A 21,508-nucleotide genomic window follows, 5' to 3' on the forward strand; every position below is an offset into this window, starting at 1 on the left:
GACACGATCAGCTTCCAGGGGTATCGGCAGCACTGCGGGGCATGTGCGTTGAGGCATCAATGCCTGCGTCGGGCCGATCAAGTGGATGGACGTCAGGTGCGCTTTATCCTGAGTGATCGCAAGACAGCGCCGGGCTTTATCGAGAAGATGAAGCAGAAGATCGACAGTCCAATGGGACGGCATATCTACAGCCAGCGACTAGGCACGGTGGAACCGGTGTTTGGCAATCTGGAAAGCAACAAGGGGATGAATCGGTTTACTCTGAGAGGCAAAACCAAGGTCAGCGCCCAATGGATGATGTACTGTATGGTGCATAATATCGAGAAGATCGCGACACAGGGGCAACAAAGCCATTAAGTGGCAATTGGTGCTGCTAATGGTGCGTTGAGCGCATCAAGTTCTGAATACAGGCTGTTTGAATGGGTGATTGAGTTTATCAGTTGAGCAGAAAATAATCATCAGAATAAAGGGCGGGCTGTTGATGCTGGGGATTTTGATTTCAAAATGTCTAATCCGACAGGCTCGTTATCTAAATTTTGAGCAAGATATTGAGAGGCGCAATGAGCAAGCCAGGTGATGATCTTGAAAAAATTGTAGAAATAATTGAACGCTCCATATCTCCCACCGCGAAAATAGAACAGAACGTTTTTCTTCCAATACTAACCTCCGTCGAGGGTCATACCACTCAATGTGACATTGTTATAAGGAACGGTAATCCTCCAAGGGAAACCTTAACACTGGTAGAAGTGCAAGATCGAAATTCAAAAGTTGACATTAATACCTTTCGTGGCTGGCTAGGTAAAATTGATGACGTTGGAGCCCAGCATCTTATCTGTGTTTCTAGAAAAGAATTCCCTTCCAGCATTAAAGAAAAGGCATCACAACATGGTTCAAAAATATTTCTTGTCACATTGAAAGAACTATCACCAGAACGAATCCCTCTCGAATTTATAAGTTTTATATTTCAATATCGGCATCTAGACATAAAATCCATAAAGAGCATTCGTCCATTTGTCGCGCCTGGACAAATTGAAAAGCTGGGGCTAAAGCCAATGGCTCATAACCTCGATGAAAAAGCATGGTCTTTAGATCGAAAAAATATGATTTCATTGCTCGATATATGCAAGATAAAAATCAATGTCGAAGAAAATATCTCTGGGTCAAGCAGATATACTGAAGGCTCAGGCAACTTGTCCTTTAGCCTAACTGACGGTGAGGAGCTCTTCTACGGACATAATGGAGAGCTTGTGCGTATAGGCTTGGAATGTGAGTTTGAATGGGGAATCGAATATGCTGAAATACCAATGTCTGTAGCTTCTTACGAACAAGATAAGCATGGAGCTTTAGCATGGCTCTTTGAGGTTACACATAACAGCAAAAGCGGGTTGGTCTCTGTGAAATTGCCAGTAGTCAAGTCGGATAATGGGAAGTACGAGATTCTTGACAGCATAATCAACTCTCAATTTGAATATGCTGTTGATGTTATCCCAGCAAATCATAAGCCGTATAAAAGTGCATAACAAAGTGCTGCTATAGGCAAACCTACGCTTCGCTTTGGTTTGCGCCAGAGCACGGCGCTGTACTAGGAAAAGGTATTCAGAGTGAGCGAAATAGCTATTTATATAGGGCTTGGGATATTTGTTATTGGTGGCCTCGGCTTACTAATTGCGGCATTCAGGACAAGTATACTATGGGGGCTTGCTGTCTTATTTATTGCTCCAGTAGCAATAATCTACCTGATTTTTCATTGGCAGGATGCTAAGGGCCCATTCAAACTACAAGTTTTCGGCTTTGCAATTATGGCGGTTTTTCTTTACATGGGTGGTGGAATGTCACCTGTAACATCTGGAGGCCCAAGCTTGGCAGGCGAAATAATTGAGGCACCTGCAAGCTCGTATTCAAATTTTTCTACGCGAAGTGTGCCAAATCAACAGTTCAAATGTGATGGTCGTACACATTGCTCTCAAATGACCTCCTGTGCAGAGGCAACATATTTTCTGAGGAATTGCCCCAATACAAAAATGGACGGCAATAACGATGGCATACCATGTGAGAGGCAGTGGTGCAGGTGAGGCTGTAAATCAAGCCTCACCCTTCTCAACAGGCGGCACATACCCCTCAGCCTTGTCATAATCCTCGCCTGCAAAAAACTTCTGCATCTCCTGCTTCAGATACTCGCGTGACGAGGCATCCATCATATTCAGGTGCTTCTCGTTGATCAGCATGGTCTGATGGCTCAGCCAGTCCTGCCAGGCTTTCTTTGAAATGGTCTCATAGATGTTTTCACCGATCGGGCCGGGGTAGGGGGCTCTTTCCAGGCCTTCCAGCTCTTCCTGATACTTACGACAAAATACGGTACGGCTCATCTCTATCTCCATTGCTTTTAATCTGTCAGTTCAGGCTGTCTGGCTGCTTGCTCAACTGTTGCAGCAATCGCTCAACAGGAGCGGCCAGGCCGACTTTTGCGGGTTGGTTCATGTTATACCAAAGCTGCTGCGGTTGCTCCATCACAGCGTCGGTAAGTTGTTGCTGCTCTGCTGTAGCATGCATTTCCACCGGGGTAATATCCAGGTGGAAGTGTGAAAAGGTGTGGCGCACGGGTGTGTGCTGTTTCTTCACCGTTGTATCGAGCGCAGCCAGGTCGCTCACTTCTGGCAGGCTCCACAGGCCGCCCCAGATGCCGGTGGGCGGCCGTTGCTGCAGGAGTATGTCACCTGCTGCGTTGCGCAGTATCAGCATATAGGTCTGGCGCACGGGGATAGTTTTTCTGGGCTTGGGCGCGGGGATCTTGTTGGTGATGCCCAGCTTCAGTGCTGCGCAGTCGCTCTGCAGTGGGCAGGCCGGGCAGTCGGGTTTGCTGCGGGTGCAGAGCGTTGCGCCCAGGTCCATCATCGCTTGGGTGTAATCGGCGCAGCGTGCCTCTGGTGTGTAGTGTTCGGCATATTGCCAGAGTTGCTTCATGATGGCTGGTGTTCCTGACCATCCTTCCACGGCATGAAAACGGGTCAGCACGCGTTTTACATTGCCATCCAGTATCGCGGCGCGGCGGTTGAAGGCGATGGATGCGATGGCGCCTGCTGTTGATCGCCCGATACCCGGCAGGTCTGCCAGTGCTTCTACGCTGCTCGGGAACTCGCCTTGATGCTCTGCCTGTATCAGTTGCGCGCACTTGTGCAGATTGCGCGCTCTGGCGTAGTAGCCAAGGCCGGTCCAGTGGTGCAGTACTTCGTCGGTATCGGCTTCGGCGAGTGATTGCAGATCCGGGAAGCGCTCGATAAAGCGTTGGAAGTAGGGGATCACGGTGCTGACTTGTGTCTGCTGCAGCATGATCTCCGACAGCCAGGTGCGATAGGCGGTTTTCTCGGCCTGCCAGGGCAGGTCGTGGCGGCCGTGCTGATCAAACCAGCTCAGTACTGCCTGTTGAAAGGCTTCGCGGCTTTTCAGGTCATGAGTCATGATGTCACCTGCCATCACTCCGGCCTCAGCCCCTGCAGCAGGTTGCGCACGGCATCCTTACTCAGTTGCTCCTGCACTTTCTGGCTCAGGCGCTTTTCCAGCTCTTGGCGCAGTAGTTCGGTAAAGCTGCTCATATCCGGTCTGCAGAGCTTGGTTGCAGGCATGCCAAAGCTGCCGGCACAGATGATCGGAAACTCCTTGCCTTGCAGTGCGCTACCAATCGGGCAGCTCTGTTCAAACTGCTCACTGTTTGCTGTCATCCCAATACGATAATCCATCGCCTGTGCGCCCAGGTCTATCTGCCCCCTGCCGTTGATCTGCAAGGCATCAAGACTGGCGTTAAGGTCGTCGTTAAGGAGCACGCCATTGCGTATTCTCAGGCTGGTTTGCAGGTTGCTGAAGCCTGTGGTGTGGGCTTGAGTGCTCTCTTCAACAGCGGTCTCCTCAGGAGCAGCCTCTTCAGGAGTAGCCTCTTTACGAGTCACAACGCTGGTGATTTCCCGGCACAGGTTGTGTGCCATATCAAATCCCTGCACCTGGCCATCGGTCATGCTTAGGCTGGCGCGTCCGTTGAGCTGGCTGATCAGATCATGTGGTGATAGCCCTGAGCTGCTCAGCTCTGCATCAGCATTGAGCTGGCCGCTGATGCTGCTGATAGAGGACGTATGCTCATCAGCACTGCCTTGCAGGTCCTGCAAAAGCCTACCCAGTTGTACCGCCTGAACAGCATGCTGTGAGTTGATCAGCAGGTCGTCGCCACTGGCGTCCAGGGTCATGCTGTTGCGGATGCTACCTTCATAAAGATCAGCGTTCAGACGGCTCAGGTTGATCAGCCCCTTGTCTGCCTGCACGGTTATCCCGAGGTGATCAAGCTTCAGGCCGGCAAAGATCACGCGCTGCATATCCAGCATTGCATCGACATTCAGCAGGCGCAGCAGGCCCAGTTCGATCAGTGGCTCGCGTGAGTAGCCGGCAGGTGTTGTTGTCTGTTCAGCCTTTGCTGTTACGGCTTTTGTATCCGGATCGCTGTTCTTGGCAGCTGCGCGATAGCGATCGGCATCCAGCACATCGCCACGCAGATGGATGTTCATATGGCGAGTTTCACGGCTGTAGACCAGGGTTCCCGCCAGGTTGGTGTCATCAACACGCAGCACCAGCGGGCTAAGACTGATGCGTTTGTCCTGGGCGTTGATTGCTGCATTTACGCTGATCAGGCGCAGGGCATCCGGGTCTGCCGTGTCGGGCAGGGGGCGGCCCAGAGCACTCATGAACTGCTTCAGATCAAAGGGTGCAACGGTAAGCTCGCCTGTAAGGTTGGGCATGTCAGAGGCGTCTGCCGCGTCGTCCAGCACCAGCCTGCCCTGAAGCTGCATATTCGCAAGGCTCAGCTTGAAGTTGTTGAAGTGTGTAATGCCGGTGCGCAGATCCCGCTCCAGATTGCTTTTCAGGGTAATATCGAGCGGTGCGGGCAGCGCCGTTCCGCTCAGGGCTATGCGGCTGCTCAGATTATGGGCCTGCAATTGCATCTGTTGCAGGTTAAGCAGAAAGTCGCCCTGCAGATTCAGCGTTGCTGTCAGCTCCTCCGGCCCGCGGCTGCCTTGCAGGGTAAAGCTCAGGTCGGCAGGGAAACGCTCGCCTGCCGTCAGGTTGCTGGCGGTGACTTCAAGGTTGCTGAGCGTAAGAGTCTGATCCAGCAGCAAATCCTGATAGCTGAGCTGGGCGTTGCTGATCAGGATGGAGGATATATTCAGCGACAGGGGCTCTGCTTGAGTTTCCTGCTCGGCTGCCTGCCGAGGCGCCTGTAGAGTAGAGTCGGATGCTGGTGTGTCTGAAGAGTCTTCTTCTTGCAGTGGGCTGGTTAAGTCGTGCTGTGCATCGTCGCTTGGCAATCCGCCCTGAGGAAGCCAGTTAACCTGACCCTGTTGATTGCGCTGCAGATGCAGCTCCAGGCCGTCGATCATGATATCGCGTATTTGCATCTGTCCTGAGGCCAGTGCCGGAAGGTGCAGTGATACATGTGCCTTGCGCAGGGATGCGAGATCGGTCTGCCCGGGGTAGCGGGTGGTGATGTCACTGATATCGAAGCCCAGCCAGGGAAAGATAGCCCAGCTGACCTTGCCGTCTATCTGCAGCTCTATACCACCCTGTTCCAGGGCGATTCGCTCGATATCTGGCTTGAACTGATTTGGGTTGAAGAACAGTGTGAGATAAACAGCGACTGCCAGGAGCAGAGTCATCGCCAGGGCGAACAGACCCAGAATAAGCTTGAGCAGGCGTTTCAACACAATCATCCTTCTGGCAGTTTTGGGTTGCAGCTTGTGACTACAACCCTGGGTGGCATTCTTGAGTGGCAATTCTTGAGTGGCAAGAGTGTAACGAATTTTTTGCCTCACGAGTATGTTCAATGCACCTCAGTGCAACTCTATGACAACGGAAACTGCCGTTATGCTGACGATAGCGGTATAATGCTTTTTTTCAATAAACAGTCTAATGATCAGATGGCGGAGATAAGCATGGCAGATCGCACAGCCAGGGTGACTCGCAATACACTTGAGACCCAGATTACGGTCGCGGTGAACCTGGATGGTACCGGTCAGTTTGAGGCAGATACTGGCGTTCCTTTTCTTGAGCACATGATGGACCAGATCGCTCGACATGGCATGATTGACATCGAGGTGAATGCGGTGGGTGATCTGCATATCGATGACCACCACACAGTGGAGGATATCGGTATCACACTGGGTCAGGCGTTCAAGCAGGCGGTGGGCGACAAGAAGGGTATCCGTCGTTATGGCCACGCTTACGTGCCACTGGATGAGGCGTTGTCTCGCGTGGTGATCGACTTCTCCGGCCGCCCTGGTCTGGATATGGATGTCACCTTTACACGTGGCAGTGTCGGCGGCTTCGATGTCGATCTGTTCAGCGAGTTCTTCCACGGTTTCGTCAATCATGCGCAGGTCACGCTGCATATTGATAACCTCAAGGGCAAGAATACGCACCATCAGGCCGAGACTATCTTCAAGGCGTTTGGTCGTGCGCTGCGCATGGCGCTGGAAGCTGATCCGCGCGGCGAGGGTATCATGCCATCCACCAAAGGGTGTCTGTAATCATGAGCAGTATTGCCGTTATCGATTATGGTATGGGTAATCTGCACTCTGTCGCCAAGGCGCTGGAGCATGTGCAGCCGGGTGTGGAGGTGCTGGTGACGGCTGATCCGCAGCAGGTACGCGAAGCTGATCGTGTGTTGCTGCCGGGTGTCGGCGCGATCCGCGATTGCATGGCCGAGATTCGCCGTCTGGGTGTGGATGCCGAAGTGGCGGAAGCGATCCGTTCCGGCAAGCCCTTTCTGGGTATCTGCGTTGGCTTTCAGGCACTGATGAGCTTCTCGGAAGAGAATGGCGGCGTGGAGTGTCTGAATGAGTACGAGGGTCGCGTCAATTTCTTTGGCGATAACCTCAAGGATCAGCAGGGCGAGCGCCTTAAGGTGCCGCATATGGGCTGGAATCAGGTGGAGCAGACTGTTGATCACCCTCTGTGGCAGGGGATAGACAACGGCAGCCGTTTCTATTTTGTCCACAGCTACTATGTGCGTGTGAATAACCCGGCACTGGTGGCAGGCACCTGTGAATATGGTGTGCCGTTTGATGTGGCGCTGGCTCAGAACAATGTATTTGCCGTGCAGTTCCATCCCGAAAAAAGTCAGAAAGCCGGTCTGCAACTGCTGCAGAACTTTCTGAACTGGGATGGCAAGCGCTGAGTAGCTGTCCCGGGGCTGTGATGGCCGCCGGTGATGGGATCTGAAAACCGATACAACTGGAAATCAAGATGGTAATTATTCCCGCGATCGACCTGAAAGATGGCAAGTGTGTACGTCTGCGTCAGGGGCGTATGGATGAGTCGACAGTTTTCTCCGACAACCCGGTCGAGATGGCCGCAAAATGGGTCGAGGCTGGCTGTCGCAGACTGCATCTGGTCGACCTGAATGGTGCGTTTGCCGGTGAGCCGGTCAATGGCGAGATCGTGCGTGCGATTGCTGAGGCTTTCCCCGATCTGCCGATTCAGATCGGTGGTGGTATCCGCACCGCCGAAACGATTCAGGCGTATCTGGATGCAGGTGTCGATTACGTGATCATCGGTACCAAAGCGGTCAAGGAACCAGCGTTCGTTACCGAGATGTGCCAGCGTTTCCCCGGCCATATCATTGTCGGTCTGGATGCGCAGGATGGTTTTGTTGCGACCGACGGCTGGGCCGAGATCAGCAGCGTGCGTGCCACCGATCTGGCGAAGCAGTTCAGCCGTGATGGCGTCTCCTCCATTGTTTATACCGATATCAGCCGCGATGGCATGATGCAGGGCGTGAATGTGGAAGCGACCGTTGCACTGGCGCAGGAAGCTGGCATTCCCGTGATCGCGTCTGGCGGCGTGACGGATCTTGAAGATATTCGTCGTCTGGCGGCTGTGGCCGATCAGGGCATTCTGGGTGCAATTACTGGCCGTGCCATCTATGAAGGTACGATCGATCTGGCTGAAGCACAGGCGCTGAGCGATCAATTGACCGCAGGCTGAGGAGTTAGGCATGGCACTGGCAAAACGCATTATCCCCTGTCTGGACGTCGAAAACGGTCGTGTGGTCAAGGGTGTGAAGTTTCTGGATATCCGCGATGCCGGCGATCCGGTGGAGATCGCACGCCGCTATGAGCAGCAGGGCGCGGATGAGATCACCTTTCTGGATATCACCGCGAGCCACGAAGGGCGTGATACCACGGTGCAGACGGTTGAACGTATGGCTGCCGAGGTGTTTATTCCGCTGACGGTCGGTGGCGGTATCCGCACCTGTGAGGATATCCGGCGCATGCTGAATGCCGGTGCCGATAAGGTTTCGATCAATACTGCTGCTGTGTTTAATCCCGAGTTTGTCCGCGAAGCCGCAGAGCGTTTCGGTTCGCAGTGTATTGTTGTCGCGATCGATGCCAAGCAGGTGTCAGGCCCCGGCGAAGAGCCGCGCTGGGAGATCTTCACCCACGGCGGGCGCAAGGCAACCGGGATTGATGTGGTTGAGTGGGCGCGCAAGATGGTGGATCTCGGTGCCGGTGAGATACTGCTGACCTCAATGGATCAGGATGGCATGAAGTCCGGTTTTGATCTGGGGCTGACGCGTGCCGTGAGCGAGGCGGTGCCGGTGCCGGTGATTGCATCCGGTGGCGTGGGTACGCTGGATCATCTGGTGGATGGTGTCGTTGCAGGCAAGGCAGATGCTGTTCTGGCTGCGTCGATCTTCCACTTCAATGAATACACTATTCCGCAGGCCAAGCAGTATATGCGTGATCGTGGTGTTGAAGTCAGACTCTGAGCTGTAAAGGGAGCTTGTTGTGCGCAGTCTCCTGCTCCGTCTTTTGCGCTCCCATTGGTCGCTGCTGATACCGATACCCTTCTGGGGTGTCGTTACCAGCTTTCTTCTTTACTTTAACCAGCAGACGCTGGATGAAGCAGCCCATGAGATGGCACGCTTAAGAGGAGAGGCGGTTTTCCAGTTGGTGCAGACGATGCGCCACTGGAATGCCGAGCATGGTGGGGTGTATGCACCGGTTACGTTATCCACACCGATCAATCCTTATCTTGAGGCGGAAGAGAAGGTGATTCAATCCCCTTCGGGACGAACACTGACTCTCCTCAACCCCGCTTACATGACCCGCCAGCTTGCAGAACGTCTGCAAGGCAGTGATCTTGAGATCCATTTGACCAGCCTGAAGCTGCTTAATCCGGGCAACACCGCCGACCCCTGGGAGGCGCAGGCTCTGGAGCTGTTTCAGCAAACTGGTCAGCGCGAGTTTGTCTCTATTGATGAGTCACAGTTCCGTTACATGGCCGCCATGCGGATAGAGCCCAATTGTCTTCCTTGCCACCAGGCGCAGGGGTATCAGTTGGGGGATCTGCGTGGAGGGCTCAGTGTCAGTTTCCCTAAACACTATGTATTGGATCTGGCAGCTCGTCTTCAGCACGATAGTGTTGTGATTCATCTGATCGCTTTTTTGGCGCTTTCGCTCGGCGGGTGTTTTTCACTTTATGGTTTCCGCCAGTTGATTCTGGGGCTGGACTCAGAAAAACAGCAGCGCGAAGGGATAATCGACCTGCGCACGGCAGAGTTGCGTGAGGAGGTGGCTCAACGCAAGGCATCTCAGGAGAAGCTGCACTATCTGGCTCACCATGATGAGCTGACGGGTGCCAGCAACAGACGCTGGTTCTTCGAGAAGCTGCACAAGTATGTAGAGCGGCATGCCTGTGAGTCGGATGAGTTTGGTTTGCTGATGCTGGATATCGATTATTTCAAGCGGATCAATGATACCTATGGGCATGAAGCAGGTGATCGTGTTTTGATCTGGTTTGTGTCCTGTGTCGAATCTTTGCTGCGTTATGATGATCTGCTGGGGCGGGTTGGTGGTGAGGAGTTTATGGTCCTGCTGCCGCAAAGCGATAAAGAGACGGCTCTGGATATTGCGGAACGGATACGGGCAGGAGTGGCTGCCAATCCGGTTGCGTTTGAGTCGTTAAAGATACCTGTGTCTATCAGTATTGGTGTTGCGGTGGCTGCTGTTAAAGGGGTAAGCACCGCAGAGCTGGTCAGACAGGCAGACAAGGCGCTGTATCAGGCCAAGCAGAGCGGGCGTAATCGTGCGGTGCTGGCGAGGACCGATCAGTAGGTTGGTGGCCGCAGTCTGACCTTGGTGGGCTTTTAAACCCAGCTCAGAGCTGAGGCGTCCTGTCTGGCTCTGAGTTCTACCGTGTTGCCATCCGGGTCTTCAATATACACTGAGCGGCCCATCCCTTCAGCACCATAGCGCTCCATGAATTCACCACCTTCAATACCCTTGCTGTGCAGATAATCCAGAATCTCCTGCTCAGACAGCGGTTCCAGCAGCAGGCAGAAGTGGTCCAGATTTCTGCCTGTCGCTGCAGGTGCTTCGCCCCCTTTGCGCCCCATCTCACTGTCGGTGGGGACCAGATCGATCAGGGCGTTGCCTGCACGCAGTTGTATCAGTCCTTTTTCCGGTGGCAGCTCTCTCTCGACCTCACAGCCCAGTACATCGACATAAAAGGCCAGCATCCTGTCCAGATGCGCGGTGCGCAATACGATATGATCAATGGCGGCTATCCTGAACATGTTGGTCTCCCGAGGCGCTATGCTTGCCTGCTGATTCAGTGTAGTACATCCGTGCCTTGATCAGTGCGATGCATCAGTTGAGCACGGATTGAAGTTCTCTGGATAGTTGTTCGGCAGTAGTCTGACTGCAGCCCGAAGCCTCAACCATCTGTTGTGTTCCCGCAACAAGCTTGTCTACAGTCTTCAGAACCTGATCTGAGGAGACCAGTTGCTGGCGCACTTGAGTAATGGTGATCTGGGCTGCGCCGGCACTCTGCTTCGAGATGGTCGACAGGGTTGTCAGTTTCTCGGTGGTCTGCCGAGAGATATCAACACTGGTATTGATCAGTTGCTGTACATCCTGCTGCTTGGCCAGCACGGAGCCGGACATCTCCATGATCACGCGCATTTCGGCCTGGATCTGCTCTGCAGAATGGTTGGCTGTTGTCGCCAGTGAGCGTACTTCATCAGCCACCACGGCAAATCCACGGCCATGCTCACCTGCTCTTGCTGCTTCAATCGCGGCATTCAGGGCCAGCAGGTTGGTCTGATCGGCAATGCCCTTGATCGACTCAACCAGCTTGTCGATATTCTTGCTCTTGCTTTCCAGCTCGGTCAGGCGGGTTGTGAAATCAGCGATATAGCTGGCCGACTGTTCAATATTCTGGCCCAGCCTGGTCAGAGAGCTGATGCACTCCTGACCGGTTTCGGTGGTTTGATCGGCAAGGGTGCTTGCTTCGGATGAGGAGGCCTCGATCTCGTGTGACTGATGCACAAAGGCTTCAACCTGATTATGTGTGGATTGGATCTCTTTCAGGCGTTTCATGGCATCTTGCTGGATGCTTCGGGATTGTTGGCTGAGTTCCTGTGCTTGCGACAGGGCTGTGCTCTGACGAAGGCTGGTGAGCTGTTCTGCCTGCTTGCGTAGAGTAGCCAGCTCCTGGCTGTCTACCATTTCAAATCCTGCCAGGGATGATTTCTTGAACCAATTGATCATGCAAAAGCCTCTGAGACTAATCTGCCAGCTGTGCTTCAGTTGAACAAGAGTTGTGATACTCGGTGGACAACTGGCTGGGTTGCTTGTTGTTATTAGTATGCAGCCGTTGTTCGGCTGGTCTGCCAGCATAATGTAAAAAATGGGTCAGGTCAGCATTCTGGATAATTGTATCAATACATTAGTAAAGGATGATGATCTTCTTGAAAAAACGGCGCGAAAAACAACTTCCTAAACTATAGTGCTTAAGTACTGGCAGATATTCGAGAAGCCGTCCCATGCGATCGATTCGAAGCTATTTTCTACAGTATTTACTTGTCTGCATGTTGCTGTTCACGGCGGCATTCCTGACCTATCGCCTGGTCGTTGAGTATCCTCGAGAAGTCGCGACAATCGAGTTGCACCAGTTGCGTGAGCTGACCAGCCTGCAGGAGGGGCTGAGGCTTAACCAGCATCATCTGAGTAATGTGGTCAGGGATTGGGCGCACTGGGATGATACCTATGAATATATTCTCAACCCGGATGGGGGGGACGCCTATATCAGGGCCAATCTGATATCGGGTACTTTTGATACCTTTGAACTGGTTGCCATACTTCTGTTTGATCATGAGTTTCAACTGGTTTATGGGCAGGGTTATGATCAGCGGCGCGAAATGCTTGTGCCTCTGACTTCGGTTCTGGCAGAGCTCCCGCAGGACCTGTTGTTTCAGGGGTATGAGGCAGGAGAGGCATTGGATAGGGTAGGGTGGTTGGCGACGCAGCAGGGAGCAGCCGGTTTTGCTCTGGATTATATCACTGACTCAATGGATGAGGCTGAACCGGCAGGTTATCTGATGTTTATCCAGTTGATCACCGATGAGCAGATTCGGGGTCTTGAGGCTGTCACCCGCCTGCAGATCAAGATGCAGCCGGCACTGACGACGATAAGGCTGTCTGATATTGAGCCCTTGCACAGCGACAGGTTAGTCGAGGGGTACCAGAAACAACGCCTGAGAGTGTTGCAGGATGTGTCTGGCCGCCCACTACTCTTGATGGAAATCACCCATGATCCACTTTTTGATCCGGTGATGTTGCGTACTGGGGATGTTTTGATGCTGCTGGGCATAGTGCTGACCCCTCTACTGCTGTTTTTCATTGCTGACAGGCTACTGCTCAAACCACTGAAGCTTCATGTTGAACATATTGAGACGATGGTCAGCAAGGAAACGATGGAGGAGTTTCCGGTTGCGATGCCGATCTGGGAGCTGGAGCAGTTTCGTCTGGCGTTTAATCGGTCGGTGCATCTTGTCGATATGCAATACAAACGGTTGTTGTACTTGTCGCAGACAGATAGCCTGACAGGGATACCCAATCGGCGTGCTTTTGATGAGTATGCGGAGTCGGCCTGGCGACGGGCGCGGCGTGTCGAGAAGCCCTTTATGCTGGCGATAATTGATCTGGATTACTTCAAGGCATACAACGATAGCCTTGGACATAACCAGGGTGATCAGGCATTGCGCAAGTTGGGTGAGTTGTTGCATGGGTTTACCCGGCGAGCCAGTGAGTTTTCTGCTCGTCTGGGCGGGGAGGAGTTCGTGATTGTGATCAATGGTTTGTCGGCAGAAGTGGCAACCGAACGTATGGAGGCGCTCAGGCAAGCGATAGAGGGTCTGCAGTTGGAGCATCCTGATTCAAAAGTGTCGCCTGTGGTAACAGCCAGTATAGGTCTGGTATGTGTGGAAAAACCCAGCCAGGCTTATCGCACAGTGAAACTTTCTTTTCTGCTGGAAATGGCGGACCAGGAGCTGTACAAAGCCAAGGCGCAAGGACGCAATCGGATCTGCGCTCGTCACTTGAGTCTTTCGGCGGATTACAGTCTGTTGAAATAGTACTTCTGAGACGGCGTTTATCGCCCCTCCCGAGGGAGGGGCGACGAGGAGTACAGGTCAGTTGTTCAGACCAGCCCTGGCTTATACCTTGCTGTAGAGCTCACTGCCTCTGGCTTTGAACTCTTCCGCTTTTTCCTGCATGCCCTGTTCAACCTGTGATGACATCGCTGCCACCTGTTCCGCATCCAGCTCTCGTACCTCCTGAGAGATTTTCATGGAGCAGAATTTTGGACCGCACATGGAGCAGAAGTGGGCGACCTTGGCGGAGTCCTTGGGCAGGGTTTCATCATGGAAGGCGCGGGCCGTGTCCGGGTCCAGCCCGATATTGAACTGATCTTCCCAGCGGAACTCGAAGCGCGCCTTGGACATGGCGTTGTCGCGTATCTGAGCACCCGGGTGTCCTTTGGCGAGATCCGCCGCATGCGCCGCAATCTTGTAGGTGATGATGCCGGTTTTGACATCTTCCTTGTTTGGCAGGCCAAGGTGCTCCTTGGGTGTGACATAGCAAAGCATCGCACAGCCATACCAGCCGATCATTGCCGCACCGATACCCGACGTGATGTGGTCGTAACCCGGCGCAATATCCGTGGTCAGCGGGCCAAGCGTATAAAAGGGTGCTTCATCACACACCTCCAACTGCTTGTCCATGTTCTCCTTGATCATGTGCATCGGTACATGGCCAGGGCCTTCGATCATCACCTGCACATCGTGTTTCCAGGCGATCTTGGTCAGCTCACCCAGGGTTTCCAGTTCGGCAAACTGCGCTTCGTCGTTGGCATCATATACCGAGCCGGGGCGCAGACCATCACCCAGTGAGAAGGCGACATCATAGGTTTTGCAGATCTCGCAGATATCTTCAAAATGGGTGTAGAGGAAGTTTTCCTCATGGTGTGCCAGACACCACTTCGCCATGATCGAACCGCCGCGGGATACAATACCGGTCATGCGTTTGGCAGTCATCGGCACATAGCGCAGCAGTACACCGGCATGGATGGTGAAGTAATCAACACCCTGCTCAGCCTGTTCGATCAGTGTATCGCGGAACACTTCCCAGTTGAGATCTTCGGCAACACCGTTGACCTTCTCCAGGGCCTGGTAGATAGGGACTGTGCCCACGGGAACCGGCGCATTACGCAGAATCCATTCACGTGTTTCATGAATATTCTTGCCGGTCGACAGATCCATGATGGTGTCGGCGCCCCAGCGGGTTCCCCAGGTCATCTTCTCTACTTCATCTTCAATGGATGAGGTGAGAGCCGAGTTGCCGATATTGCCGTTGATCTTGACCAGAAAATTGCGGCCGATGATCATCGGTTCCAGCTCAGGATGGTTGATGTTGCAGGGGATGATGGCCCGCCCGGCTGCGACTTCTGCACGCACGAACTCTGGAGTGATCTCTTCCGGCAGACGGGCACCGAAGTTGTGGCCCGGATGCTGCTGTGCGATGACGTTACCGTCGGCACGGTGCTTGGCCAGTTTCATGTTCTCGCGGATAGCGATGAACTCCATCTCAGGAGTGATGATCCCCTGACGCGCATAGTGCAACTGGGAGACATTCTTGCCGGCCTTGGCACGGCGAGGTTTGCGCTTGAGGTTGAAGCGCAGGCTGTCCAGACGCAGATCCGCTTCGCGCGCGCGACCATATTCTGAGCTCAACTGTGACAGTACTTCGGTATCGTCGCGCTCCAGTATCCAGGTCTCGCGCAGCGGTGCCAGACCTTCACGTACATCGATGCTGACGGTTGGATCGGTATAGGGGCCGGAGGTGTCATAGACATATAACGGCTCGTTTTTCTCGCCACCCATCTCGGTGGGTGTGTCATCCAGGCTGATTTCACGCATCGGTACACGAATATCCGGGCGGCTGCCCTCTATGTATACCTTGCGTGAGCGAGGGAAGGGTTGCACGGAGTGCTGATCGACGATGGCGCTTTCACTGAGTACTTTATTGGGTTTGTTCATATGACAGTCCTGAGGGGATTTGTTATTTGCATTTAGTTGGGAATGTATGAGGGGTTATTGCTGTCCTGATGCCACCACTCATGGAAGTGATTGACCGGGCCGTGACCTGAACCTACCTTCAGCTGATCTGCGGTCTTGATCGCATTGCTGATGTAATGTTTACCGGCACGAACGGCATCGGGTAGAGTCATCTGTCGCGCCAGAAAGGCGGTAATGGCGGATGACAGCGTACAGCCGGTGCCATGGGTATTGCCGGTGTTGTAGCGCACGGATGTCAGCTCAATGACCTGAGTGCCGTCACTGAACAGGTCAATGGCTTGGTTGCCGCTCTCTTGATTGAGGTTCTGCAGGTGCCCACCTTTGAGCAGGATCGCTGCATCGGTCAGGCTGTGAAGGGCAGGTAACAGGTCATGCATCTGTTGCACTGTGCTGGGTTCGGGGCGGTCAGTCAGTCGAGCTGCTTCCGGGAGGTTGGGTGTGATCAGGCTGGCGCGAGGCAACAAGAGGCTTCGCAGCGAATTGATCGCATCTCCCTGCAGCAGGGCATCGCCACTTTTGGCGATCATCACGGGATCAAGCACGATCGGACGAGCAGGGTATTCACTCAGCGCCTTCGCAACACATTCAATCGTTGCAACATCACCGAGCATGCCGACCTTGATGGCAGCCACATTCAGGTCATCAAGCACGGCTTGAATCTGGCTGCGAATGAAATCGGCAGGGATCGGCAGGATGGCACGCACTTCACGTGTGTTCTGAGCCGTCAGTGCAGTAATGACAGATGCACCGAAAACACCCAGTGCCGAAAAGGTTTTCAGATCTGCCTGAATACCCGCGCCGCCTCCACTGTCGGAGCCTGCAAGGGTCATGGCGATGGCTGTGTCAGCTATCATGGAGCAACTCCTGTGTGGATAAGTCCATACAGGGTGTCGCTGGGAAAAAGCGAGATGTCATACGAAGCGATCTTGATTCCCTACGCCGGTGTTAGCCGGATCAGGTTCAGCGGGTATGATCTCAGCCCAGTGGGCACCCCGATCGAAATGATCAACGCAAGTCTATACGTTTTCACTGTTCAGATACAAGGGCTGTTCCGGTCCTGGCTTCAGGTAATCCTTCAGCTATTGAGCTATAAGTTAAGTATGTAGTGCGATGTAGTGTTGTCCGCAAAGCCGGACGGTTGTAAAGGAGTTATCCATGAACCCAATTGAATCAGTCGAAATTCTCTGCCCCTATTGCAGTGCCCCACTCAGTCTGATGGTTGATTGCAGCGAGGCGGATCAGGAGTATGTGGAGGATTGTCAAGTGTGCTGCAGTCCGATACTCGTGCATGCACAGGTGACTGACGGTGTGCAGGTCAGCGTCAGTCGGGAAAATGGCTGACTCTCTTATCTGCTCTTAATATAATAAGTCGCGCTTCAGCGGTGCAACTGCAGAGCAATATTCAGCAACTCAGGATCAAGCCCCTTACGGTAACGCAGCAGATCATCCAGTGGAGTATCCACAATGCGCCCGTCTCGAACACCTACCATGATGTCACTGTAACCTGCCAGCAGGTATTTGACGGCCATCGCACCTAAGCAGGATGCCAGCACACGATCATGCCCCGTCGGGGAGCCACCCCGCTGAATGTGTCCGAGAATGCAGACATGCGGTTTCTGACCATGAATACGTAACTGCTCGGCGAGTCGTCCGGTCAGACCGGGTATCTTGCCCTCGGCAACGACGATTATCCCGCTCGAACCATGGCCCGCGACTCGGCTGCTGGCCAGTTGCAGACTCAATGCTTCCAGATCCAGTGCATGCTCGGGTACGACTATCATCTCCGCACCGGCAGCAATACCGACATGTGTGGCGATAAAGCCTGAGTTTCGCCCCATCACTTCGACCAGGAAGTGGCGCTCATGCGAGTGGGCGGTATCCCTGATTCTGTCGATGGCATCCAGCGCGGTATTGACGGCAGTATCAAAACCGATGGTATCGTCCGAGCCGAAGATATCATTATCTATGGTGCCGGGAATGCCGATGGTCGCGAAGCCTGTTTCCTCTTCCAGCAGATGAGCGCCGGTCAGTGAGCCATCACCACCTATCACCACCAGCCCATCAATACTCTTCTGGCGCAGGATCTGCGCGGTCTTGGCTCTGACTTCCGGCTGCTTGAAGGCCTCACAGCGGTCGCTTTTAAGAAAGGTGCCACCACGCTGCACTATGTTAGAGACTGATTGGCTGTCCAGCAGTTGCATGTCATCTTCAAGCAGACCGCTGAAGCCACGCTTGATACCATACACCTCAATTCCGTGATTGAGAGCAGTACGGACCACGCCCCTTATGGCGGCATTCATACCTGGCGCATCGCCGCCGCTGGTCATTACGGCAAGCGCCTTGAGTGGCAGTTTCGGTTCCAGAACAGGCAGTTCGTACATGGCATCCTCCTGTGTGCGCCTTGGCAGGCAGCATCCGCAACATATTAAGAGTATATATTGAACAATACGTTAATAGTGCTTTGATTAAAAAACTGTTAAATATCGATCATAGAATTAAGCAGTAAAGGGATATTGGCCATGAGTAACAGCTATCCGGCACAGATTGCCGAAACCGCACTGCAGAACTTCACCGGCTACCGTACCCGCTTCAAGGAGTTGACAGCCAAGGCGCGGCCGTTGTTTGAAGCGGCAGACTGGCGGGGTCTTCAGCAGCTTGGATCGGATAGAATCGACCTGTATGAGCAGATGGTCGGTGAGGCTGCCACTGTGTTGCTCGAACGCTTCGGCGATAGGGTCTATGAATCGGATCTGTGGCATCAGGCCAAGCAGCACTATACGGAGATCATCAGAACACGTGATGACTTCGAACTGTCGGAAACCTTCTTCAACTCACTGTATTGCAAGCTGTTCAAACACCTGCACATCTCCAACGAAAACATGTTTATCCGCTCCTCCATGGAGGGGCGGGTGATTACCTCCGGCGACGAAATCTATCGCAGCTATTCGCTGAAGGATGGTCTGGTGAATATGCTCAATAAGCTGCTGGATGACTATGCCTTTGATATCCCCTGGGAAAATAAACGCAGAGATGTTCGCAACCTGATTCATTACGTCAATAAGAACCTGTCACAGGAGATGATCAGCCAGGATGAGGCGCAGATAGAGGTCGTTAAGAGCGTTTTCTTCCGTAACAAGGCGGCTTACATTGTCGGCAGGGTGCATTTCGTAGACAAGCAGGTGCCCTTCGTTATTCCGGTGCTGCATAACGATCAGGGCGCTGTTTATGTGGATACCGTGATCAGTGAGGAGTCTGATGTGTCGATTATCTTCAGCTTTACCCGCTCCTATTTTCTGGTGGATGTGAATGTGTCGTCTGAGTTCATTCGCTTTCTGCACAGCTTGATTCCAATGAAGTCCAAGGCCGAGCTGTACAGCTCCATAGGCTTTTACAAGCAGGGCAAGGCGGAGTTTTTTCGTGATTTCATGGATCATCTGGGCAGTTCGGATGATCAGTTCGTTATCGCGCCGGGTATCAAGGGAATGGTGATGACCGTATTTACCCTTCCCTCCTTTTCGGTAGTGTTCAAGATCATCAAGGATCGCTTCTCATCTTCCAAGTCGATCACCCGGGCGACAGTCAAAGAGAAGTATCAGTTGGTAAAGCGCCATGATCGTGTCGGGCGCATGGCGGATACACAGGAGTTTTCCAACTTTGTCTTTCCCCGCGATCGCTTCTCTCAGGAGTTGTTGGATGAGTTGCAAAAGGTTGCAGCGTCTTCGGTCAAGGTGGATGAGCACAGTGTGACTATCTCACACCTCTGGACTGAACGTCGCATGACGCCGCTGAACATCTATATTGACGAGGCGCTTGCGAAGAAAGATGAATACGCGCTTTTTCATGCCATCAACGAGTTCGGTAAAGCGATCAAGCAACTGGCCGCCGCGAATATCTTTGCCGGTGATATGCTGTTCAAGAACTTCGGTGTGACGCGCCATGGCCGGGTGGTGTTCTATGACTATGATGAGATTCTGTATCTGACCGAGTGCAACTTCAGGCGAATTCCTGAGGCGATGTACCCGGAGCAGGAGATGTCGGGAGAGCCCTGGTACTCCATTGGCCAGAATGATGTATTCCCTGAAGAGTTCACGATACTCACCGCCTGTAATACAACGGTCAGGAAGATATTCAATGAGCTGCATGGGGATCTGCTCGATATCGGCTTCTGGAAGGAGATGCAGGAGCAGATTCGCAAGGGTGAGATAGTGGATGTATTCCCCTACAGAAAGATCAAACGTTTCCCACGTTGTTGATTCAGTATGAATCTGATGAAAATGCAGACTAATAGCAGACTTTAGTTGAAGCATTTTCTCCAGTGAACAATACTGAATGGCGTACATTCATTCTGGTAGATATGGCTTGGACGAAAAGGTGAAATGACGTTACTCGAGATGAATACAGGGGCTTCATCATGGCGCTGAGCAGAACATTGATGTTGGCGGTTGTTGCAGCGGGGATCAGTCTGGGTGGAGCGTTAGTCCCGGCCCAATCTGAAGCGAACACCTTCGTTACGATAGGAACGGGGGGAGTCACGGGTGTTTACTATCCGACAGGTGGAGCTATCTGTCGTCTTGTAAACCGGGGGCGGGCTGAGCACGGTATCCGTTGCTCGGTCGAGAGCACGGGGGGGTCGGTCTATAACCTGACTACTATCAAGTCGGGTGGGTTGGCATTGGCGGTGGCTCAGTCTGATGCACAGTACCATGCCTACCATGGCAGTGAAGCCTTTGCCGATCAGGGCGCTAATCCAGATCTTCGATCCATTTTTTCACTGCATGCAGAGCCTTTCACTGTAGTGGCCAGATCTGATGCAGGTATTACGGAGTTTGACCAGCTTAAGGGCAAACGAGTCAATATAGGCAACCCGGGCTCCGGCCAGCGCGCCACCATCGAGGCATTGATGGAGTCAAGGGGCTGGACTGTGAGTGACTTTTCCGAGGCGCTGGAATTGAGAGCAGCGGAGCAGTCCAGTGCATTGTGCGATGACCGTATTGATGCGATGGTTTATGTAGTCGGTCATCCCAGTGGTGCAATCCAGGAGGCGACCACAACCTGCAGCAGTCGTCTGGTCAATGTGATGGACCCGGGTGTCGAGCAGCTGATTAAGGATAGAAGCTATTTCCGCAAGGCTACCATCCCTGGCGGCATGTATCGTGGTAATGATGAAGATGTTACAACCTTTGGTGTGGCAGCAACCTTGGTGACCTCGGCCAGAGTGCCGGATGATGTGGTATATGAGATAGTCAAAGCGGTATTTGAAAACTTCGAAGCATTTACACGTCTGCATCCTGCCTTTGAGAACCTGAAAAAAGAAGAGATGGTCAAGGATGCGTTGAGTGCGCCCCTGCATCCCGGTGCTGAACAGTACTATCGAGAGGTGGGGCTGCTCTGATGCAAGTGAGAGCAACTCTGCCAGACCAGAATCAAGCCTGATAAGGGGTCCGACATGTTCAAGAATATTCTTGTTCCTCTAGATCTGCAGAACAGACCAACAGCAGAAAAAGCCCTCAGGTTGTTGAGTAACTATGTAGATAACCCGGACGCAAGAATCAATATCATGACGGTCCTGCCAGGGCTGCATATACCATTGCTGTCATCGCACCTGCCTGCCGATGCCATACAGAATGCCATGGCAGCGCTTCGCAGCGAATTGACCGAACTGTTGGCAGAGCAGGCACCAGAACTTGAAAATTGCCGGGTGCATGTTGCCGAGGGGGTCGCCCACAAGGAGATCATCAAGGCGGCGAACCAGTTTGAGTCGGATCTGATCATCATGCCCAGTCACAATCACAACAGGGTGGAGAATATTTTGATTGGGTCAGTGACCTCCAGAGTGGTGGAAAAAGCCAAATGTTCTGTGCTGGTAGTGAGATTGTAAATATTACTGAAAAAAGCAAATTCACCTGTTGACTCCCCCTCATTTCCATGTAGAATACGCACCTCGCTTGAGACAACAAACACCGCTACGGCGGGTGCTCAAGCCGCTCTTTAACAAGTTGATCAGGTAATACAAGTGGGCGCTTGTCGAGGTTAAGCACACAAGCTTAATCA

Annotated in this window: 21 protein-coding genes and 1 riboswitch; of the genes, 13 read left to right on the forward strand and 8 right to left on the reverse strand. The window is 53.1% G+C overall.

Annotation, left to right across the window (positions count from 1 at the left end):
- The 3 genes from F7R27_RS18315 to F7R27_RS18875 form a co-directional block, all read left to right on the forward strand.
- Positions 1–357: transposase (locus F7R27_RS18315; protein ID WP_151705721.1), on the forward strand; the 357-nt coding region annotated here is incomplete at its 5' end.
- A gap of 203 nt (positions 358–560) precedes the next feature.
- Positions 561–1,520 (forward strand): hypothetical protein, encoded by a 960-nt coding sequence (locus F7R27_RS18320; protein WP_151705722.1) that lies wholly within the window; start codon positions 561–563, stop codon positions 1,518–1,520.
- Between the two features lie 81 nt (positions 1,521–1,601).
- Positions 1,602–2,072, forward strand: a complete 471-nt coding sequence (locus F7R27_RS18875) for an excalibur calcium-binding domain-containing protein (RefSeq protein ID WP_240776439.1) — start codon at positions 1,602–1,604, stop codon at positions 2,070–2,072.
- Between the two features lie 9 nt (positions 2,073–2,081).
- Here the strand turns inward: F7R27_RS18875 and F7R27_RS18335 are convergent, their stop codons facing one another.
- Genes F7R27_RS18335 through F7R27_RS18345 form a run of 3 tightly spaced genes read right to left on the reverse strand, consistent with a single transcriptional unit; the run spans position 2,082 to position 5,738 of the window.
- Entirely contained in the window at positions 2,082–2,366 is a 285-nt protein-coding gene (locus F7R27_RS18335; protein ID WP_151705723.1) for an oxidative damage protection protein, read from the reverse strand.
- Between the two features lie 25 nt (positions 2,367–2,391).
- On the reverse strand, positions 2,392–3,456 hold the full coding sequence (gene mutY / locus F7R27_RS18340; protein WP_151705724.1) for an A/G-specific adenine glycosylase: 1,065 nt from the start codon (positions 3,454–3,456) through the stop codon (positions 2,392–2,394).
- A 14-nt stretch (positions 3,457–3,470) separates the two neighbouring features.
- The gene (locus F7R27_RS18345) at positions 3,471–5,738 is read right to left on the reverse strand and encodes an AsmA family protein (RefSeq protein ID WP_168927559.1); all 2,268 of its coding nucleotides are present in this window, start codon (positions 5,736–5,738) and stop codon (positions 3,471–3,473) included.
- A gap of 231 nt (positions 5,739–5,969) precedes the next feature.
- On the opposite strand from F7R27_RS18345, the gene hisB reads away from it, so the two are divergent.
- The 5 genes from hisB (at position 5,970) to F7R27_RS18370 (ending at position 10,154) form a co-directional block, all read left to right on the forward strand.
- Positions 5,970–6,563: an imidazoleglycerol-phosphate dehydratase HisB gene (gene hisB, locus F7R27_RS18350; RefSeq protein ID WP_151705726.1), complete on the forward strand. Its 594-nt coding sequence runs from the start codon at positions 5,970–5,972 to the stop codon at positions 6,561–6,563.
- A 2-nt stretch (positions 6,564–6,565) separates the two neighbouring features.
- A complete protein-coding gene (gene hisH, locus F7R27_RS18355) occupies positions 6,566–7,213 on the forward strand; it encodes an imidazole glycerol phosphate synthase subunit HisH (RefSeq protein WP_151705727.1) in 648 nt (215 codons plus the stop codon).
- Positions 7,214–7,281: 68 nt separating this feature from the next.
- Positions 7,282–8,022: a 1-(5-phosphoribosyl)-5-[(5-phosphoribosylamino)methylideneamino]imidazole-4-carboxamide isomerase gene (gene hisA, locus F7R27_RS18360; protein WP_151705728.1), complete on the forward strand. Its 741-nt coding sequence runs from the start codon at positions 7,282–7,284 to the stop codon at positions 8,020–8,022.
- Between the two features lie 10 nt (positions 8,023–8,032).
- Positions 8,033–8,806: an imidazole glycerol phosphate synthase subunit HisF gene (gene hisF, locus F7R27_RS18365; protein ID WP_151705729.1), complete on the forward strand. Its 774-nt coding sequence runs from the start codon at positions 8,033–8,035 to the stop codon at positions 8,804–8,806.
- Between the two features lie 19 nt (positions 8,807–8,825).
- Positions 8,826–10,154 (forward strand): diguanylate cyclase, encoded by a 1,329-nt coding sequence (locus tag F7R27_RS18370; protein WP_151705730.1) that lies wholly within the window; start codon positions 8,826–8,828, stop codon positions 10,152–10,154.
- Positions 10,155–10,186: 32 nt separating this feature from the next.
- Here F7R27_RS18370 and F7R27_RS18375 read toward each other — a convergent pair whose 3' ends face one another.
- Positions 10,187–10,615: a VOC family protein gene (locus F7R27_RS18375; RefSeq protein WP_151705731.1), complete on the reverse strand. Its 429-nt coding sequence runs from the start codon at positions 10,613–10,615 to the stop codon at positions 10,187–10,189.
- A gap of 73 nt (positions 10,616–10,688) precedes the next feature.
- Positions 10,689–11,720 (reverse strand): methyl-accepting chemotaxis protein, encoded by a 1,032-nt coding sequence (locus F7R27_RS18880; RefSeq protein WP_420846639.1) that lies wholly within the window; start codon positions 11,718–11,720, stop codon positions 10,689–10,691.
- A gap of 146 nt (positions 11,721–11,866) precedes the next feature.
- On the opposite strand from F7R27_RS18880, the gene F7R27_RS18385 reads away from it, so the two are divergent.
- Entirely contained in the window at positions 11,867–13,456 is a 1,590-nt protein-coding gene (locus F7R27_RS18385; protein ID WP_151705733.1) for a sensor domain-containing diguanylate cyclase, read from the forward strand.
- An 81-nt stretch (positions 13,457–13,537) separates the two neighbouring features.
- Here the strand turns inward: F7R27_RS18385 and thiC are convergent, their stop codons facing one another.
- Complete coding sequence (thiC, locus tag F7R27_RS18390) at positions 13,538–15,418, reverse strand: phosphomethylpyrimidine synthase ThiC (RefSeq protein WP_151705734.1); 1,881 nt, start codon at positions 15,416–15,418, stop codon at positions 13,538–13,540.
- Positions 15,419–15,450: 32 nt separating this feature from the next.
- Complete coding sequence (thiD, locus tag F7R27_RS18395) at positions 15,451–16,311, reverse strand: bifunctional hydroxymethylpyrimidine kinase/phosphomethylpyrimidine kinase (RefSeq protein ID WP_151705735.1); 861 nt, start codon at positions 16,309–16,311, stop codon at positions 15,451–15,453.
- Between the two features lie 60 nt (positions 16,312–16,371).
- A riboswitch (TPP riboswitch) is annotated at positions 16,372–16,462 on the reverse strand.
- 150 nt (positions 16,463–16,612) lie between these two features.
- Between thiD and F7R27_RS18400 the strand changes: the two genes are divergently transcribed.
- The gene (locus F7R27_RS18400; RefSeq protein WP_151705736.1) at positions 16,613–16,798 is read left to right on the forward strand and encodes a CPXCG motif-containing cysteine-rich protein; all 186 of its coding nucleotides are present in this window, start codon (positions 16,613–16,615) and stop codon (positions 16,796–16,798) included.
- Between the two features lie 35 nt (positions 16,799–16,833).
- Here the strand turns inward: F7R27_RS18400 and pfkA are convergent, their stop codons facing one another.
- A complete protein-coding gene (pfkA, locus tag F7R27_RS18405; protein ID WP_151705737.1) occupies positions 16,834–17,838 on the reverse strand; it encodes a 6-phosphofructokinase in 1,005 nt (334 codons plus the stop codon).
- A 138-nt stretch (positions 17,839–17,976) separates the two neighbouring features.
- Here pfkA and aceK point away from each other — a divergent pair, with 138 nt between their 5' ends.
- The 3 genes from aceK to F7R27_RS18420 all read left to right on the forward strand — a co-directional run bounded on the left by aceK (position 17,977) and on the right by F7R27_RS18420 (position 21,335).
- Complete coding sequence (gene aceK / locus F7R27_RS18410) at positions 17,977–19,710, forward strand: bifunctional isocitrate dehydrogenase kinase/phosphatase (protein WP_151705738.1); 1,734 nt, start codon at positions 17,977–17,979, stop codon at positions 19,708–19,710.
- Positions 19,711–19,868: 158 nt separating this feature from the next.
- Positions 19,869–20,849: a TAXI family TRAP transporter solute-binding subunit gene (locus tag F7R27_RS18415; RefSeq protein ID WP_151705739.1), complete on the forward strand. Its 981-nt coding sequence runs from the start codon at positions 19,869–19,871 to the stop codon at positions 20,847–20,849.
- A 54-nt stretch (positions 20,850–20,903) separates the two neighbouring features.
- Positions 20,904–21,335, forward strand: coding sequence for a universal stress protein (locus tag F7R27_RS18420; RefSeq protein ID WP_151705740.1), 432 nt, complete (start codon positions 20,904–20,906; stop codon positions 21,333–21,335).
- Positions 21,336–21,508 lie beyond the last annotated feature (173 nt).

The sequence above is a fragment of the Nitrincola alkalilacustris genome, assembly GCF_008973755.1.
GTDB lineage: Bacteria > Pseudomonadota > Gammaproteobacteria > Pseudomonadales > Balneatricaceae > Nitrincola > Nitrincola alkalilacustris.